Source organism: Microbacterium sp. NPDC087592 (assembly GCF_044743585.1).
In the GTDB taxonomy this organism is placed as follows: domain Bacteria; phylum Actinomycetota; class Actinomycetes; order Actinomycetales; family Microbacteriaceae; genus Microbacterium.
In genome coordinates this window covers 88,648-103,978 of the sequence record NZ_JBIUWT010000004.1, presented here as the reverse complement: position 1 = coordinate 103,978, position 15,331 = coordinate 88,648, and the positions used below count along the sequence as shown (strand labels likewise).

Annotated in this window: 13 protein-coding genes; 2 read left to right on the top strand and 11 right to left on the bottom strand. The window is 69.0% G+C overall.

Translation table 11 applies throughout. The features are described from left to right. Positions 1–90: 90 nt before the first annotated feature. On the top strand, positions 91–552 hold the full coding sequence (locus ACIOTO_RS18735) for an Lrp/AsnC family transcriptional regulator (protein ID WP_029262625.1): 462 nt from the start codon (positions 91–93) through the stop codon (positions 550–552). 17 nt (positions 553–569) lie between these two features. Here ACIOTO_RS18735 and ACIOTO_RS18730 read toward each other — a convergent pair whose 3' ends face one another. The 3 genes from ACIOTO_RS18730 to rsmA are packed head-to-tail and all read right to left on the bottom strand — an operon-like array spanning position 570 to position 3,434. Continuing rightward, positions 570–1,502 (bottom strand): 4-(cytidine 5'-diphospho)-2-C-methyl-D-erythritol kinase, encoded by a 933-nt coding sequence (locus ACIOTO_RS18730; RefSeq protein ID WP_400858985.1) that lies wholly within the window; start codon positions 1,500–1,502, stop codon positions 570–572. 7 nt (positions 1,503–1,509) lie between these two features. After that, positions 1,510–2,577 carry an L-glyceraldehyde 3-phosphate reductase gene (mgrA, locus tag ACIOTO_RS18725; protein WP_400858983.1) on the bottom strand — a complete coding sequence of 356 codons (1,068 nt, stop codon included), beginning with the start codon at positions 2,575–2,577 and terminating at the stop codon, positions 1,510–1,512. Continuing rightward, a complete protein-coding gene (gene rsmA / locus ACIOTO_RS18720) occupies positions 2,574–3,434 on the bottom strand; it encodes a 16S rRNA (adenine(1518)-N(6)/adenine(1519)-N(6))-dimethyltransferase RsmA (RefSeq protein ID WP_400858981.1) in 861 nt (286 codons plus the stop codon). Before rsmA ends, mgrA begins: the two co-directional genes overlap by 4 nt. 67 nt (positions 3,435–3,501) lie before the next feature. Between rsmA and ACIOTO_RS18715 the strand changes: the two genes are divergently transcribed. Beyond that, the gene (locus ACIOTO_RS18715; RefSeq protein ID WP_181156278.1) at positions 3,502–4,767 is read left to right on the top strand and encodes an MFS transporter; all 1,266 of its coding nucleotides are present in this window, start codon (positions 3,502–3,504) and stop codon (positions 4,765–4,767) included. Here ACIOTO_RS18715 and ACIOTO_RS18710 read toward each other — a convergent pair. The 8 genes from ACIOTO_RS18710 to ACIOTO_RS18675 are packed head-to-tail and all read right to left on the bottom strand — an operon-like array spanning position 4,746 to position 15,302. Then, positions 4,746–5,624 carry a TatD family hydrolase gene (locus ACIOTO_RS18710; RefSeq protein WP_400858979.1) on the bottom strand — a complete coding sequence of 293 codons (879 nt, stop codon included), beginning with the start codon at positions 5,622–5,624 and terminating at the stop codon, positions 4,746–4,748. The genes ACIOTO_RS18715 and ACIOTO_RS18710 overlap by 22 nt on opposite strands. A gap of 18 nt (positions 5,625–5,642) precedes the next feature. Beyond that, positions 5,643–7,220 carry a methionine--tRNA ligase gene (metG, locus tag ACIOTO_RS18705; RefSeq protein WP_400858977.1) on the bottom strand — a complete coding sequence of 526 codons (1,578 nt, stop codon included), beginning with the start codon at positions 7,218–7,220 and terminating at the stop codon, positions 5,643–5,645. A 39-nt stretch (positions 7,221–7,259) separates the two neighbouring features. After that, the gene (locus tag ACIOTO_RS18700) at positions 7,260–8,801 is read right to left on the bottom strand and encodes a molybdopterin-dependent oxidoreductase (RefSeq protein WP_400858975.1); all 1,542 of its coding nucleotides are present in this window, start codon (positions 8,799–8,801) and stop codon (positions 7,260–7,262) included. Between the two features lie 22 nt (positions 8,802–8,823). Further along, positions 8,824–9,993 (bottom strand): glycoside hydrolase family 1 protein, encoded by a 1,170-nt coding sequence (locus ACIOTO_RS18695; RefSeq protein ID WP_400859161.1) that lies wholly within the window; start codon positions 9,991–9,993, stop codon positions 8,824–8,826. Between the two features lie 23 nt (positions 9,994–10,016). Beyond that, positions 10,017–11,717 carry an ABC transporter ATP-binding protein gene (locus ACIOTO_RS18690; RefSeq protein WP_400859159.1) on the bottom strand — a complete coding sequence of 567 codons (1,701 nt, stop codon included), beginning with the start codon at positions 11,715–11,717 and terminating at the stop codon, positions 10,017–10,019. 5 nt (positions 11,718–11,722) lie between these two features. After that, on the bottom strand, positions 11,723–12,637 hold the full coding sequence (locus ACIOTO_RS18685) for an ABC transporter permease (RefSeq protein WP_301111634.1): 915 nt from the start codon (positions 12,635–12,637) through the stop codon (positions 11,723–11,725). After that, positions 12,634–13,614: an ABC transporter permease gene (locus ACIOTO_RS18680; protein ID WP_029262636.1), complete on the bottom strand. Its 981-nt coding sequence runs from the start codon at positions 13,612–13,614 to the stop codon at positions 12,634–12,636. The genes ACIOTO_RS18685 and ACIOTO_RS18680 overlap by 4 nt, the downstream gene beginning before the upstream one ends. Then, entirely contained in the window at positions 13,611–15,302 is a 1,692-nt protein-coding gene (locus tag ACIOTO_RS18675; RefSeq protein WP_400858973.1) for an ABC transporter substrate-binding protein, read from the bottom strand. Before ACIOTO_RS18675 ends, ACIOTO_RS18680 begins: the two co-directional genes overlap by 4 nt. Positions 15,303–15,331: the final 29 nt, after the last annotated feature.

Here is a 15,331-nt window from a genome sequence, read left to right as displayed (position 1 = left end):
ACCACATGACGATCATTCAGACCATAGAGTGGATTCTGATTGATCGATCCGATCAATCTGTGGGAGTCAACGAAGGCGACGGTGATCGAAATGGCCAATCTCGACGAGACCGACCGGAGGATCCTCACGGTGCTCGACCGCGACCCGCGCCGACCGGTGGCTCTGATCGCCCAGGACCTGGGCCTCGCCCGCGGCACCGTGCACGCCCGGCTCGACCGGCTCGAATCCGGCGGGTATCTGCGCGCCCACAGCGCGCGCATCCTTCCGCAGGCTCTGGGACGCGGCGTCGCGGCCTCCATCCTCGTCGAGCTCGATCAGCATCAGATCACCGCCGCGATCGACGCGCTCAGCCGGGTTCCCGAGGTCCTGGAGTGCTTCGCCCCCGCGGGCGACACCGACCTGCTGCTGCGCGTCGTGGCCAAGGACCCCGACGACCTCTACCGCGTGGCCGAGGTCGTGCGCCTCTGCCCCGGCATCCTCCGCACCTCGACGAGCCTGTTCCTCCGCGAGGTCATCCCCTACCGGGTGAGTGCGCTGCTGCAGGCGGAGTGAGGCGCGGGAATCGGGTGTCAGCCGATGATGCGCGCGCCCGGGACGGGGCCGTGCACGTGGAGCGGGTCGAGGCCGGTCTCGCGCAGGGAGGTCTGCACGTCCTGCGCCGTCTCGGGGTCGGGGCAGAGGAGGGCCACGGTGGGCCCTGAGCCCGACACGATCCCCTGCAGCGCACCGGCCGCGACACCCTGCCGGATGGTGTCGGCGAGGTCGGGACGCTCGAACAGCGCGGCGGCCTGCAGGTCGTTGAACAGGGTCTCGGCGAGCTGGGCGGGGTCGCCGGAGCGCAGCGCCTGCAACACCGGGATCGGCACGTCGAGCGAAAGCGGCGGGTCGTCGGCCAAGGCGCCCTCCTCCTCGCGCAGGATGTCGAGTCGCTCGTAGACCACCGGCGTCGAGAGCCCCTTGTCGCTCGGCACCAGGATCCAGTCGAAGCGTCCGCGCGCGAGCGCCGGATTGAGCTGATCGCCGCGACCGGTGCCGACCGCCGTGCCGCCGTGCAGGGCGAACGGCACGTCGGCGCCGAGACGGGCAGCGAGGTCGTGCAGCCGGGCCTGCGAGAGCCCGGTCCCCCACAGCGCGTCGCACGCGACCAGAGCGGCAGCGGCGTCCGCCGACCCTCCGCCCATGCCGCCGGCGACCGGAACGCTCTTGCGGATCTCGAGGGCGACGCCGCCCGGGTGGTCGACGGCGAGCGCGAGCAGCTTGGCGGCGCGCATCGCCAAGTTGCGGTCGTCGAGCGGGACCGAGCCGATGTCCTCGACGCCGGCGACCGTGACCGAGAAGTCGTCGGCCGGGCGCGCGATCACGTCTTCATACAGCGAGACCGCTTGGAAGACCGTCGCCAGCGCGTGATAGCCGTCGTCGTGCCGCCCGCCGACCCCGAGGTAGACGTTGATCTTCCCCGGGGCGCGCACGTGCACGGAGTCGGTGAACGCGGCGTGGCTCATGATGGGGTCACAGCTCCGAGGACTTCGCCCACAGGTTCACGTCGATCGCCCCGGCGAGCTCGTCGATGCGGGCCAACTCCTCCGCGGTGAAAGTCGGACCGTTGACGGCGGCGATGTTCTCGTCGAGCTGCTCCGGGCGCGACGCGCCGATCAGCGCGGAGGCGACGACCGGGTTGCGCAGCGTCCACTGCAGCGCCAGTTGCGCGAGCGACTGTCCACGGCTCTGCGCCACCTCGTTCAGCGACCGCAGCGTCTGCACGGCTTCATCCGTGAGCCGACCGTCCGGCAGCGAGCCGCGCTTCTGCGCCCGCTCGGCCGTGCCGTCGCCGAGGTACTTGTCGGTGAGCAGCCCCTGCGCGAGCGGGGTGAACGCGATCGCGCCCAGCCCCGACTGCTCGAGGGTGTCGGTCAGGCCGTCTTCGACCCAGCGGTTCAGGATCGAGTACGCGGGCTGGTGGATGACCAAGGGCGTGCCGAGGTCCTTGGCGACGGCGACGGCCTCGGCCGTGCGCTCGGCGCTGTACGAGGAGATGCCGACGTAGAGGGCCTTGCCCTGGCGCACGAGCGTGTCGAGCGCACCGACGGTCTCCTCGATCGGGGTGACCGGGTCGACGCGGTGCGAGTAGAAGATGTCGACGTAGTCGAGGCCCATGCGGGTCAGCGACTGCTCGGCGCTCGCGAGGATGTACTTGCGGCTCGCGAAGTCGCCGTAGGGGCCGGGCCACATGTCCCAGCCGGCCTTCGACGAGATGATCAGCTCGTCGCGGTACGGGCGGAGGTCTTCGGCGAAGATGCGTCCGAAGTTCTTCTCGGCCGAGCCGTAGGGCGGGCCGTAGTTGTTCGCCAGGTCGAAGTGCGTGATGCCGCGGTCGAACGCGTGGCGCAGCAGTGCGCGCTGGTTGTCGAGCGGGATGTTGTCGCCGAAGTTCCACCACAGCCCGAGCGAGATCGGGGGCAGATACAGCCCGGACGTGCCGACCTGGCGGTAGGAGAACTGCTGGTAGCGGCTCTCGTCCGCCGCGTACGGACGGTGCAGCTCGGGGACATCGGGGCGGAAGCGGGGGGAGTCGGTCACGGTGCCAGATTAGTCCCTGGTGCATGCTGCGCGATGCGCTGGTAGTCCTCGACCGTGAGGTCTTCGCCGCGGGCCGTGGGGGCGACGCCGGCGGCGATCAGCACCTCGGATGCCACCGCGGAGCTGCCGAAGATCCCCGACAGCGCCTGGCGGAGCATCTTGCGGCGCTGGTTGAAGGCGGCATCCACGATCTTGAACGTGCGGCGGCGCTCCTCCTCCGTGCCACGCTCTCCCTCGGACCGGTCGAAGCCGACGAGCAGGCTGTCGACGTTCGGCACCGGCCAGAAGACCTGGCGGGACACGTTCCCCGAGAGCTTCCACTCCCCGTACCAGGCGGCCTTGACGCTGGGCGAGCCGTAGATCTTCGAGCCCGGCTTCGCGGCCAGCCGCTCGGCGACCTCGGCCTGGACCATCACCACACCGCGCTGCAGGTAGGCGAAGTTCTCGAGGAAGTGCAGCAGCACGGGCACCGAGACGTTGTACGGCAGGTTCGCGACCAGCACCGTGGGCTCACCCGGCAGCTCGGTGATGCGCAGCGCATCCGCATCGACGACGGTGAGCCGGTCGGCCTCGACACCGTGCTCGGCGGCGGTCTGGGCCAGCCGGGCCGCGAGGCGGTGGTCGATCTCGACGGCGGTGACGGATGCCCCGGTCTCGAGGATCGCCAGGGTCAGGGACCCCAGCCCCGGACCGACCTCGACCACGCGCTCGTGCGGCTGCACGCGGGCCGCCTGCACGATCTTGCGGACGGTGTTCGCGTCGGTGACGAAGTTCTGGCCGAGCTTCTTGGTCGGGGTGACGTCGAGCTCGGCGGCGAGTCGGCGGATCTCGGTGGCGCCGAGCAGGGTGACGGTCATCCTGCCATTCTCCCCCACTCTCCCGGTGACCCCCGCCGATGTCCCCTGCCGTCAGTAGTCTTCTCTGGTGCCTTCCCTCGGAGAACTCGTCGCGCCCCGCCGCATGGGCCGCGATTTCCGCTGGCTCCTCGCCTCGTCGTGGACCAGCAACATCGGCGACGGCGTGGCCCTCGCCGCCGCTCCCCTGCTGATCGCGTCGATGACGTCGTCGCCGATCCTGGTGGCATCCGGCGCGATCCTGCAGTTCCTCCCATGGCTGCTGTTCGGCCTGCATGCGGGGGCGATCGCCGACCGCTTCGACCGCCGCCGCCTGGTCATGTTCGCCAATGCCGCGCGAGCCGTGGTCCTCCTCGCCCTGTGCGTGTTCCTCGTCACGGGCGTCGCGAACATCTGGATCGTGCTCGCCGTCGCCTTCCTCTACGGCACCGCCGAGGTCTTCGTCGACACGGCGGGCAGCACGCTGCTGCCGATGCTGGTGAAGCCCGCCGACCTCGGCATCGGCAACGCCCGCCTGCAGGCCGGATACCTCGTCGCGAATCAGTTCGCCGGCCCGCCGCTGGGCGCCTTTCTGTTCGCCGCGGGCACCGCCTGGCCGTTCCTGCTCGAGGTCGTGTGCGTGAGCTTCGCGGTCGTGCTCATCTCACGCATGGCGAAGACGCCCGTCCCGCCGCGCGAGACCGACACGCACCCGCCGGTGCACACCGACATCGCCGAGGGCATCCGCTGGCTGTGGCGCAACCCTCCCGTGCGCATGCTGGTGCTCATCATCCTGGTCTTCAACATCACGTGGGCCGCGCCCTGGGGCGTGCTCGTGCTGTACGCGACCGAACACCTGCACATGGGCGCGGTCGGCTACGGCGCGCTCACCACGGCATCGGCGGCCGGCGGCATCCTCGCCACGCTCAGCTTCGGCTGGCTGGAGCGGCACGTGTCGTTCGCGACGCTGATGCGGGTGGTGCTCTCGCTCGAGGTGCTCATGCACCTGTCGTTCGCGCTCACCACCACGGGCTGGGTGGCCCTGGTCATCATGTTCTTCTTCGGCGCCTACGCGTTCGTGTGGGGCACGATCTCCACGACCGTGCGGCAGCGCCTCGTGCCCGCCGAGCTGCAGGGGCGCGTGGCCTCCGTCAACATGGTCGGGGTGTTCGGCGGCATGGTCGTCGGCCAGGCGCTCGGCGGCGTGATCGCCCAGGTCTGGGGCCTCACGGCACCGTGGTGGTTCGCGTTCGTGGGCGCGGCCCTCACGCTGCTGCTGGTGTGGAAGCCGATCTCGCAGATCGTGTCGGCGAAGCCCGTGGAAGAACCCGAGAGTCAGTCGGCGAACGAGCCGTAGACCCGCAGCGTGTTCTCGGCCAGCTGGGCGCACAGCTCATCGACCTCAACGCCGAGCTCGGCGGCCATGAAGCGCACCGTGATCGGCACGAGGTACGGGGCATTCGGACGACCCCGCAGCGGCACCGGGGTGAGGAACGGCGCATCCGTCTCGACCAGGAGGCGATCGAGCGGGGTGACTTTCAGCGCGTCCCGCAGGTTCTGGGCGTTCTTGAACGTCACGTTCCCCGCGAATGACAGGTGGTACCCGGCATCGGCGCAGACGCGCGCCATGGCGTCGTCGCCCGAGAAGCAGTGGAACACCGTGCGCTCGGGGGCGCCGACGCGGCTCAGCGTCTCCAGCACCGCATCGTGCGCATCGCGGTCGTGGATCTGCATAGCGATGCCGTGCTTCTTCGCCAGCGCGATGTGCGCCTCGAACGATTCGAACTGCGGCGCCTGCCGCTCGGGCTCTGTACGGAAGAAGTCCAGGCCCGTCTCGCCGATCGCCCGCGTGCGCGGGTGCGCGGCGAGCTCGTCGATCACCGCGATCGCCTCGTCGAGCCGGCCCTCTTCGGCGTACGTCGGCGCATCGTTCGGGTGGATGGCGACGGCGGCGAGCACGCGCGGATCGGATGCCGCGGCCTCGACGGCCCACCGAGACGACTCGATGTCACCGGAAGCCTGCACGACCCCGGCGATGCCCACCGCCGCCGCGCGGTCGAGCTGCTCGGTCAGCGACAGCGGGTCATCGCCGTCGACGATCTCCAGGTGCGCATGGTTGTCGTACACCGGGACCGTGAGCGGCTCGGGAGCGGCCGGATACTTCAGATCCTTGCGTCCGTCGCCGTCACGGCGCTGCACATAGGTCCCCGACATCTCCGTGACCGACCTTGCTCAGGCCGTGGACTCCACCCGCGGGAACAGCGGTGCGAGCCCGTTGACGCTGGTGCCGGGGCGCAGCACGCCCCAGGCTCCGGCCTCGCGGATCGGCTGGTCCTGCAGACGGCCCAGGGTCTCGGCGGCACCGAGTGCGACCCAGAGCTTCTCGGTCGACTGCGGCATCACAGGCGAGAGCAGCACCGCGAGAGCACGCAGACCCTCGGCGCAGGTGTACAGCACGGTGCCCAGGCGCGCGCGCTGAGCCTCGTCGCGAGCGAGCGCCCAGGGCTCGTTCTCGGTGATGTAGCCGTTGAGCGCGTCGACGATCGTCCAGATCGAGGAAATGGCCTCGTCGATGCGGAACTGCGCGACCGCGGCATCCGCGTTCGACGCCGCATCCGCCACGATCTTCTGGATCGCGAGGTCTTTCTCGGTGTACTCGGCCGCGGGCGGCACGACCCCCTCGAAGTACTTCTCGATCATCGCCGTGGTGCGCGAGGCGAGGTTGCCGAAGCCGTTCGCGAGCTCGGCCTGGTAGCGGGCCGACAGGTCTTCCCACGAGAACGAGCCGTCCTGGCCGAACGCGATCGCGGACAGGAAGTAGAAGCGGTACGCGTCGGAGCCGAACACGTCGGTGATCTCGGTCGGCGCGATGCCGGTGAGCTTCGACTTCGACATCTTCTCGCCGCCGACGAGCAGCCAGCCGTGCGCGAAGACGCCCTGGGGCACCTCGAGGCCGGCAGCCATCAGGAGGGCGGGCCAGATCACCGCGTGGAAGCGCAGGATGTCCTTGCCCACCACGTGGTACGCGGGCCAACGGCGCTCGAACGTCTCGTCGTCGGAGCCGTAGCCGACGGCCGTGGCGTAGTTGAGCAGCGCGTCGACCCACACGTAGATGACGTGCGACTCGTCCCACGGCAGCGGGATGCCCCAGTCGAAGGTCGAACGCGAGATCGACAGGTCCTTGAGCCCCTGGCTCACGAACGACACGACCTCGTTGCGCGCGGAATCCGGGCGCACGAAGTCGGGCTGCGTCTTGTAGAGCTCGAGCAGGCGGTCCTGGAACTCGCTCAGCTTGAAGAAGTAGTTCTTCTCCTGCAGCAGCTCGAGCGGCTTCGAGTGGATCGCGCAGACCTTCAGCCCCTCGAAGGGACCGGTGCCGTCGACGATCTCGGACTCGGGCTTGAACTCCTCGCAGCCCACACAGTAGAGCGCCTCGTACTCGCCGGCGTAGATGTAGCCGCGGTCGTAGAGCCGCTGGAAGAACGTCTGCACGTTCGTCTCGTGGCGCTCCTGCGTGGTGCGGATGAAGTCGTCGTTGGCGACGTCGAGCGTCGTCAGCAGCGGGAACCAGCTCTCGGTGACGAGCTTGTCGACCCACTCTTGAGGGGTGACGTTGTTGGCCGCCGCGGCGCGCAGCATCTTCTGACCGTGCTCATCGGTGCCCGTGAGCATCCAGGTGTCATCCCCCGCCTGGCGGTGCCACCGTGCGAGCGTGTCGACGGCCACCGTCGTGTACCCGTGACCGATGTGCGGCACGTCGGAGGGGTAGTAGATGGGCGTGGTGATGTAGAAGGATTCGCCTGCGGGCATGGAGCAATTCTAGGTGTCCGGGCACCGGTGGTTACGCGCTCAGGCCACCGAGACGTCGATGCGGTGCCATCCCTGCGCGCCGTCGGGTGCGGGCGGCGCCGGATCCGATGTCTGGGTCTCGCCCTCGACGCTGAGCGCCCGGCATTCGACGGTGTGCGCTCCGCGCTCCGCGGTCCACGCCAGACTCCACTGCACCCACGTGTCGGCCGAGATGGCGGTCGCGAGCTCGGCACGCTGCCACGGCCCGTCGTCGATGCGCACCTCGACCCCGGCGATGCCGACCTGCTGCTGCCACGCCATCCCCGCGATCACGGTGTCGCCGGCCGGGACCGACTGGCCTCGACGCGGCACATCGATGCGGGACTGCAGCTTGATCGGGCCCCGGTCTGACCATCCCCGTGTCGTCCAGTACGCGGTGGCCCGGTCGAAACGGGTGACCTCCAGCTGCGTGACCCACTTCGTGGCGGACACATATCCGTAGAGCCCGGGGACCACGAGTCGCGCCGGGAAGCCGTGTTCGATCGGCAGCGGCTCGCCGTTCATGCCGACAGCCAGCAGCGCGTCGCGGTCGTCGGTGAGCGCCTCGATCGGAGTGGATGCCGTGAAGCCGTCGGACGAGGTCGACAGCACCATGTCGGCGTCAGGATCCACACCCGCGCGGGCGAGGAGCTCCCGCACCGGAACGCCCAGCCAGCGGGCGTTGCCGATCAGAGATCCGCCGACCTCGTTCGACACGCACGCGAGTGTGACGTCGGACTCCTGCATCGGCAGGGCGACCAGCTCGTCCCAGGTGAGGCGCACCTCGCGGTCCACCATCCCGTGGATACGCAGCGACCAGTCCGCCGGGTCGATCCGCGGCACGATCAGTGCGGTGTCGATGCGGTAGAACTCGGCGTTCGGGGTGACGACCGGAGCGAGGCCGGGAATCTCCAGGTCGGCGCCGGCAGGGACCGGCGCCGCCGCTCGCGCCGGCTTGGGCAGCCGCAGCGCGTCACGGACCACCTCGATCGAGCGGCTCGCCCCGCGCGCGACGTTCCCGACGATCAGGAGCACGAGTCCGGCGGCCGCGGCACCGGTCGTCCAGATCAGGAACCGGCGCCGGTCGATCTCGTCGGGGGCGATTCCGGCGACGGGCCGGAGCCGCTGCACCAGCATCCGCACGACGATCACCGCGACGAGACCGGCGACGAGGCCGGGGAGCCAGGCGAACGGCCCCGCACCGGGGCGGATCATCGCGGCCACGACGGCGAGTGCGCCGAGGGCGGCGAGGATCACGGCCCCGATCGGAGGGCGCCGCAGCTCCAGGATGCCGGACAGCGCCGCGACGACCGCGAGGACGATGGCGACCCCCACGATCAGGGCCACCTTGTCGCCGGTGCCGAACAGCGCGATGGCCGTGTCTTTCGCCCAGCTCGGCGCGAGATCGATGAGTCCGCTGCCGATCACGGCGAACGGGCTCGCACTCGGCTCCACGATCGCCGCGACGAGTTCGGCCAGGCCGACGGCGACGACGGCCGCGCTCAGGCCCGCGGCGGCGGATCGGATCCGGTCCTGCCGCGTCGCGGGCATCGCGTGCGTCATGACCTGAGCGTAGCCCTCGAAGTCAGAGCGCGTTGCGGCGCGCGACCTCCCCGAGCCAGGCGAGCGAGGGCTTCGGAGTGCGCTCGAACGTCTGATGGTCGAAACCGATCAGGCCGAACGTGGGGGCGAAGCCGCTGGCCCACTCGTAGTTGTCCAGCGCGCTCCAGTGCTGGTACGCCCGCACATCGATGCCGTCGGAGATCGCGCGGTGCAGTCCCTCGAGCGCACCCTGCGTGTAGGCGATGCGGCGGGTGTCGTCGGCGGTCGCGATGCCGTTCTCGGTCACGAGCACGGGCACCCCTCCGCTGCGCTCCCACGCGCTGCGCACTCCGAGTTCGAGCGCCTCGGGGAAGAACTCCCAGCCGGTCAGGGTCGTCTCGACATCCGGCGACACGGGCCGCGGGCCCTCCGGTCCGATGAAGGTGCGCGTGTACGCCTGCACGCCCACGAAGTCGTCGCCGGCCGACTGATCCAGGTACCAGTGATCGCGCGGGTCGCCGTATTCGGCGAGCATCTCGTCGGCGCCGGGCTCTCCGGTGGAGTGGAACGCCTGCGTGGCGATGGTCCAGCCGGCCTTGACCCCGGGCACCGAATGCAGGATCTCGGTGGCGCGGTGGTGCGCGTCGAGCAGGGTGTCGGCCACGGCGAGGTCGGGGTTCGGGAGGCCGAAGGCCACGAGGTTCGCGGCATCCTCTCCCCCGGCGAGCATCGCGGCGATGTTCGGCTCGTTGATGGTGCACACGTACTCGACGCCGTCGAGGATCGGGAGCACGGTCTCGACGTAGCGGGCGAACAGGTCGACCGCGTCGTCGGCACGCCAGAAGCCGTCCTTCTGGAACCACTGCGGCACCGTGAAGTGCATGAGCGTGACCGTCGGGTCGAGCCCGTTCTCGCGCGCCGTGTCGATCATGCGGCGGTAGTGGTCGAGCATCGCTCGGGAGACGAAGCCGCGCTCGGGCTCGATCCGCGCCCACTCCACCGAGAACCGGTAGGAGTTCAACCCGGCGGCGGCCAGCAGCCGCATGTCCTCCGGGTAGCGGTGGAAGTGGTCGGCGGCGTCACCGGAGGGCTCGACCATGGGCGAGCCGGGGGCGTGTTCCATCGCCCACCAGTTGCTCGTGGTGTTGTTGCCCTCCACCTGGTGGGCCGCTGTCGCGGCGCCCCACAGGAAGCCGTCGGGGAATGCGAGCACGAGTGCTCCTCTCATGAGTGGTTCTATCGGATACGAGTCGGGTTGGGCACGGCATCCAGCAGCTGGATCGTGTACGGGTCCTCCGGATGCTGCAGCACCTCGGCGGTCTCGCCGCGCTCGACGACCCGGCCGCCGTTGAGCACCAGGATGTTCTGGGTCACCAGTCGCGCGCTCAGCAGGTCGTGCGTGATGTAGAGCATGCTGATGCCCCATCTCTCGCGCAGATCCTCCAGCAGCGCCAGCACGCCCGCACGCAGCGAGACGTCGAGCATCGAGACCGGCTCGTCGGCGATGAGCACCTGCGGGTCGCTCGCGAGCGCCCGGGCGATCACGACGCGCTGCCGCTGCCCGCCCGAGAGCTGATGCGGCAGTTTCGCCGCGAACTGCTCGACAGGGGTGAGGCCCACGGTCTCGAGCAGTTCGAGCACCCGCGCCCGCGCCTCTGGCCCGCGCAGCTTCGTGTAGTTCATGACCGGGCGGGTCAGCGCGTACTCGACCGTGTGCAGCGGGTTCAGCGCCGCATACGGGTCCTGGAACACCATCTGCACGTCCTTGCGCAGGTCGCGCAGTCCGCGCCGCTTGAGCGTGGCGACATCGACATCCCCGAACCGCACCGTGCCGGAGGTCGGCTTCTCGACGCCCGTGAGCATCTTGGCGATGGTCGACTTGCCCGAGCCGGACGCGCCGACGAGCGCGAGCGCCTCCCCTGGCTCGAGCCGGAACGACACGTCGTCGACGGCGGTCACGGCATCCTGGCCGCGGCGCGGTGCCGGGTAGTGCTTGGACACTCCGTCGACCACGATCGCCGCATCCGCCCGACGCGCATCCCGAGACGACACGGTCGGCAGCGTCTCCGTCACGTCGGTGCGCGAACGCCCTTCCTGACGGCGCGTGCCGAGATCGACGAAGCCGGGGATCGACAGGGTCTTCGCCCGCGGGTCGGCGTAGTGACTCAGCAGCATCCGCGTGTACTCGTCCTTCGGACGCTGCAGGATGTCGATGCTCGGCGCGTCCTCGACGATGCGTCCCTCGTGCATCACCATCACGCGATCGGTGGCCTCGAGCACGATGCCGAGGTCGTGACTGATGAGGATGGCGGTGAACTGCTCGGCCCGCTGCAGCTCCTTGATCGTGTCCATCACGGCGTGCTGCACGAGCACATCGAGAGCCGTCGTGGGCTCGTCGAACACCATGAGCTGCGGTTCGAGCGACAGCGCGAGGGCGATCGAGGCGCGCTGGCGCATGCCACCGGAGAGCTCCCCGGGGTAGCGGGCGAGCACCGAGGGATCGAGCCCTACCTTGCCGACGAGTTCGCGGGCCCGTGCATCCCGCTCACCCTTGGGCACGTGGCCGTGGGCGGCGAAGATGTCGCGGAAGTGGTTGCCCACCGTCCGCACGGGGTTCAGGGCGTTCATGCCCGACTGCAGCACCATGGCGAAGCCGCCCTGCCGCTGACGACGCAGCTCCTCGGCATCCAGCTCGCGGATGTCGCGCCCGCCGAAGAGGATGCGACCGCCGCTGATCCGCGCCGGCGGCTTCTGCAGCCGGGTGAGCGCGAAGCCGAGGGTCGACTTGCCCGAGCCCGACTCGCCGACCAGTCCGACGAACTCGCCGCGGCGCAGGGAGAAGGAGACGTCGTGGACGGCCGCGACAGGTGTCGCTCCGGGAGAGGCGTACTCGACGGACAGGCCCTGCACGTCGAGCAGGATGTCGTTGGTGTCCATGGCGGTCATCGGCCCTTCCCCTCTCGCAGGCGCGGATTGGAGATGCCGTCCACGCCGAAGTTGATCAGTGTCAGGCTCAGAGCCAGCAGTGCGATGCACAGACCGGGGGCGAACAGCAGCAGCCACTGCCCGGTGAGCAGGGAGTTGGAGTTCTGCGCCCAGTAGAGCATGGTGCCCCAGCTGACGATGCTGGAGTCGCCGAGGCCGAGGAACTCGAGCCCCGCCTCGGCGAGGATCGCGGCCGTCGCCGCCCCGAAGAGCGTGCCGGCGATGATCGACGTCATGTTCGGCAGGATCTCGCGGAACACGATGCGCGTCCTGCTGTCGCCCGAGAACTGCGCCGAGGTGACGAAGTCGTTGCCGCGCAGCGACTGCGTCTGGCTGCGGAGCACGCGTGCGCCCCACGCCCAGCCGGTGACCACGATCACGGCGATGATCATCAGGATGCCGCCGTTCTGCAGATACGCGGCGATCACGATCATGAGCGGGAGCCCCGGGATCACCAGGAAGAGGTTGACGATGAAGCCGACCACCTCGCCCGCGAATCCGCGCATGTACCCCCAGCTGAGTCCGATCAGGACCGCGACGATGGTGGAGAGGATGCCGGCGGCGAACCCGACCACGAGGCTGATCTGCGCGCCGTAGATGAGCTGGCTGAGCACGTCCTCCCCCGCGGCCGTCGTGCCGAGCCAGTGCTCCCACGAGGCGTCGGCGTTGCGCTCGAAGCCGTTGTCCTTCGCGCCGTAGGGGGCGAGCACCGGGGCGAACACCGCCACCAGCACGAAGAAGGCGAGGATGCAGAGCCCGAGTCGGGCCTTGCCGTTGCTCCAGAGGGTGGCGACCATGCGCCCGAAGGCGCGCCACGGGCTGGGCGCGGCGATGCGCTCGGCGGGGATCTTGACGTTCATGGTGGAAGTCATCGGCGTGTCCTCGGGTCGAGAACCCCGTAGAGGATGTCCACGAGGAAGTTGGCGATGAGCACGCTCACGGTGATCATCAGGAAGAGCGCCTGCATGAGCGGGTAGTCCTGCCCGATCACGGCGTTGAAGAGCAGGTATCCGATGCCGGGATAGCCGAAGACCTGCTCGACGAGGATCGATCCGCCCACGACACCGCCGAGCGTGAGCCCGAAGCCGGTGAGGTTCGGCAGGATCGCGTTGCGCGCGGCGTAGCGGAGGGCGATCGTGCGGCCGTGCAGCCCGTTCGCCTCGCCGAAGGTGATGTAGTCCTCACCGAGCGTGTTGATCATGGCGTTGCGCATCCCGATGATCCAGCCGCCGAGTGAGGTGAGCAGGATCGTCAGGGCCGGCAGGAACGCGTGGCTCAACAGGTCGCCGAGGAACTCCCAGGTGAACCCGGGGGTCGTCGTCGCGGAGTAGGCCCCCGTCGTCGGGAACCAGTGCAGCACGTAGCCGAAGAAGAACAGCAGCAGCAGCGCGGTCCAGAAGTAGGGGAACGTGCTGAGGAAGGAGCCCGTCAGCGTCGGCAGCGTGTCGAGCCAGGTGCCTCGGCGCCAGGCGGCCGCGACGCCGATGAGGGTGCCGATCACGAACGCGAGGATCGTGACGATGCCGACGAGGGCGATCGTGTACGGCAATGCCGTCGACACCATGCTCGCCACCGACTGGGGATAGAACGTGTACGAGACGCCGAAGTCGAGCCGCACGACCTGGCCGAGGTAGGCGATGTACTGGTCCCACAGCGACCCGGTCGGCACACCCAGCTGGGCTTCGATGGCGGCGCGTGTGGCGTCGGACACCGGCCCGTTCTGGGACAGCTTGGCGATGGCGGCATCCGCCGGGGAGCCCGGCATCATGCGCGGGAGGAAGAAGTTCAGGGTGACCGCGGCCCACAGGGTGAGCACGAACAGGCCGAACTTCTGGAGCACGTACTTCACTTGTCGTCCTCCTTGACTCGCTCGAGCCGCGTGAAGATGCCCAGCGGCGCGGAGTCGTAGTTCTGCGGGATCATGTACGGGTCTTCCTCACTCGGCCAGCCGGTGAACTTGGCGTCGTTGAACAGACCCCAGATGCCGCCGTAGTAGAGGCCGATCACGGGCATCTCGTCGTAGACGATGCCCTGCAGCTCCTTCACGATCTCGGCCTGGCGATCGGTGTCGACGGTCTCGCGGTACTCGGCCAGCAGCGCGTCGGCCTCGTCCGAGCGGTAGCGCTCGAAGTTGTTGGCGGTCGTCTCGCCCGATGGCACGTAGAACTCGCTGGAGAGCAGGTTGTTGTAGGCCTGGTAGACGTCACCGTTGCCCATGCCGCCGATCGCCATCTCGAAGTCGCCGTTGCTGATCGCGCTCTGGTATCCCGCGGGCTGCGGGAGCTTGAGCGTGACCTTCACGCCGACCTCGGCGAGCTGGCTGCGCACGGTCTGCGCCGCCCTGGTCCAGTCGGTGAAGCCGTTGGCCGTGGTCAGCGCGAACTCGAGCTGCTCACCGTCGGCGCCCACGAGCCGGTCGCCGTCGAGGGTGTAGCCCGCCTTCTCGAAGGCTTCGAGCGCAGCATCCGTGTCCTGCGTGATCATGCCCTCGTCGGGGATGCTCGGGTCGAGATACTCCTCCTGGTTCGGGAGGATGAGTCCGGTCTGGCCGGCGGGCTCCATGTACCCCTCGGAAGCGGTCTCGGCGATCTCCTCGCGATCGAGGGAGAGCGCGATGCCTCGGCGGACGTTCACGTCGTCGAAGGGGGCGACCTCGAGGTTCGGCATCAGGGCGATCACGCCGCCCGGCGGGAACCACCACTTGTTGTCCGGACTCGCCGCACCCCAGGTGCCCTCCACGTCGGAGATGAACGCGTACGCCCAGTCGTATCCGCGGCTCACGGTGTCGAGCTGCGAGTTGGTCGAGGGCAGGATGATGTGCTCGATCTCGATCTTGTCGGCCTGCCAGTAGTCGGGGTTGCGGTCCATCGAGTACTGCTGGTCGTTGTAGTTGCCGAGCACGAACGGCCCGGTCCCGACCGGTGTCTCGTTGCGGTACGTGGCGGGGTCCTTCACGTCGGCCCAGAGGTGCTCCGGCACGATCATGGTCTGGCCGAGGATGGGCAGCGACGGAGCATCCTCGGTCTGGAGGTGCATGATCACGTCGTCGCCCTCGGTCTCGACGCTCTCCAGATGCTGCCAGGCACCCTTGATGTCGAGCGCGGGGTTGTCCTTGAGCAGCTGGAACGTGAAGGCCACATCGTCCGGCGTCAGGTCTTCGCCGTCGCTCCACTCGACGTCGTCGCGGATCGTCATGACGATGGTGCGGGCGTCGGGCTGGGACCACTCGGTCGCGAGCCAGGGGTTCTGCGTGCCGTCGAGCGGGTTGACCAGGATCAGCGGCTCGTAGATCCACCGCGACGCCGTGCGCGTGTTGGTGAGATACGGGTTGAAGTTCCTCGTGAAGAACGGGTTGCCCTTGTCGGCGTTGATCAGCATCGTGTCGTCGCCGATCGAGGGATCGGGTTGGGATGTGATCTGGATGCTGCAGCCGCTCAGTGCGACTGCGGCTGCTGCAAGGCCGGCGATCGCCGCTCTGCGCCAGCGTCCCATCATCCGCGCTCTCGGTGTTCTGCCACCGGACATCTGCCACCTCATGTCGTCTCTGTCATGACCGACGGCCTGCG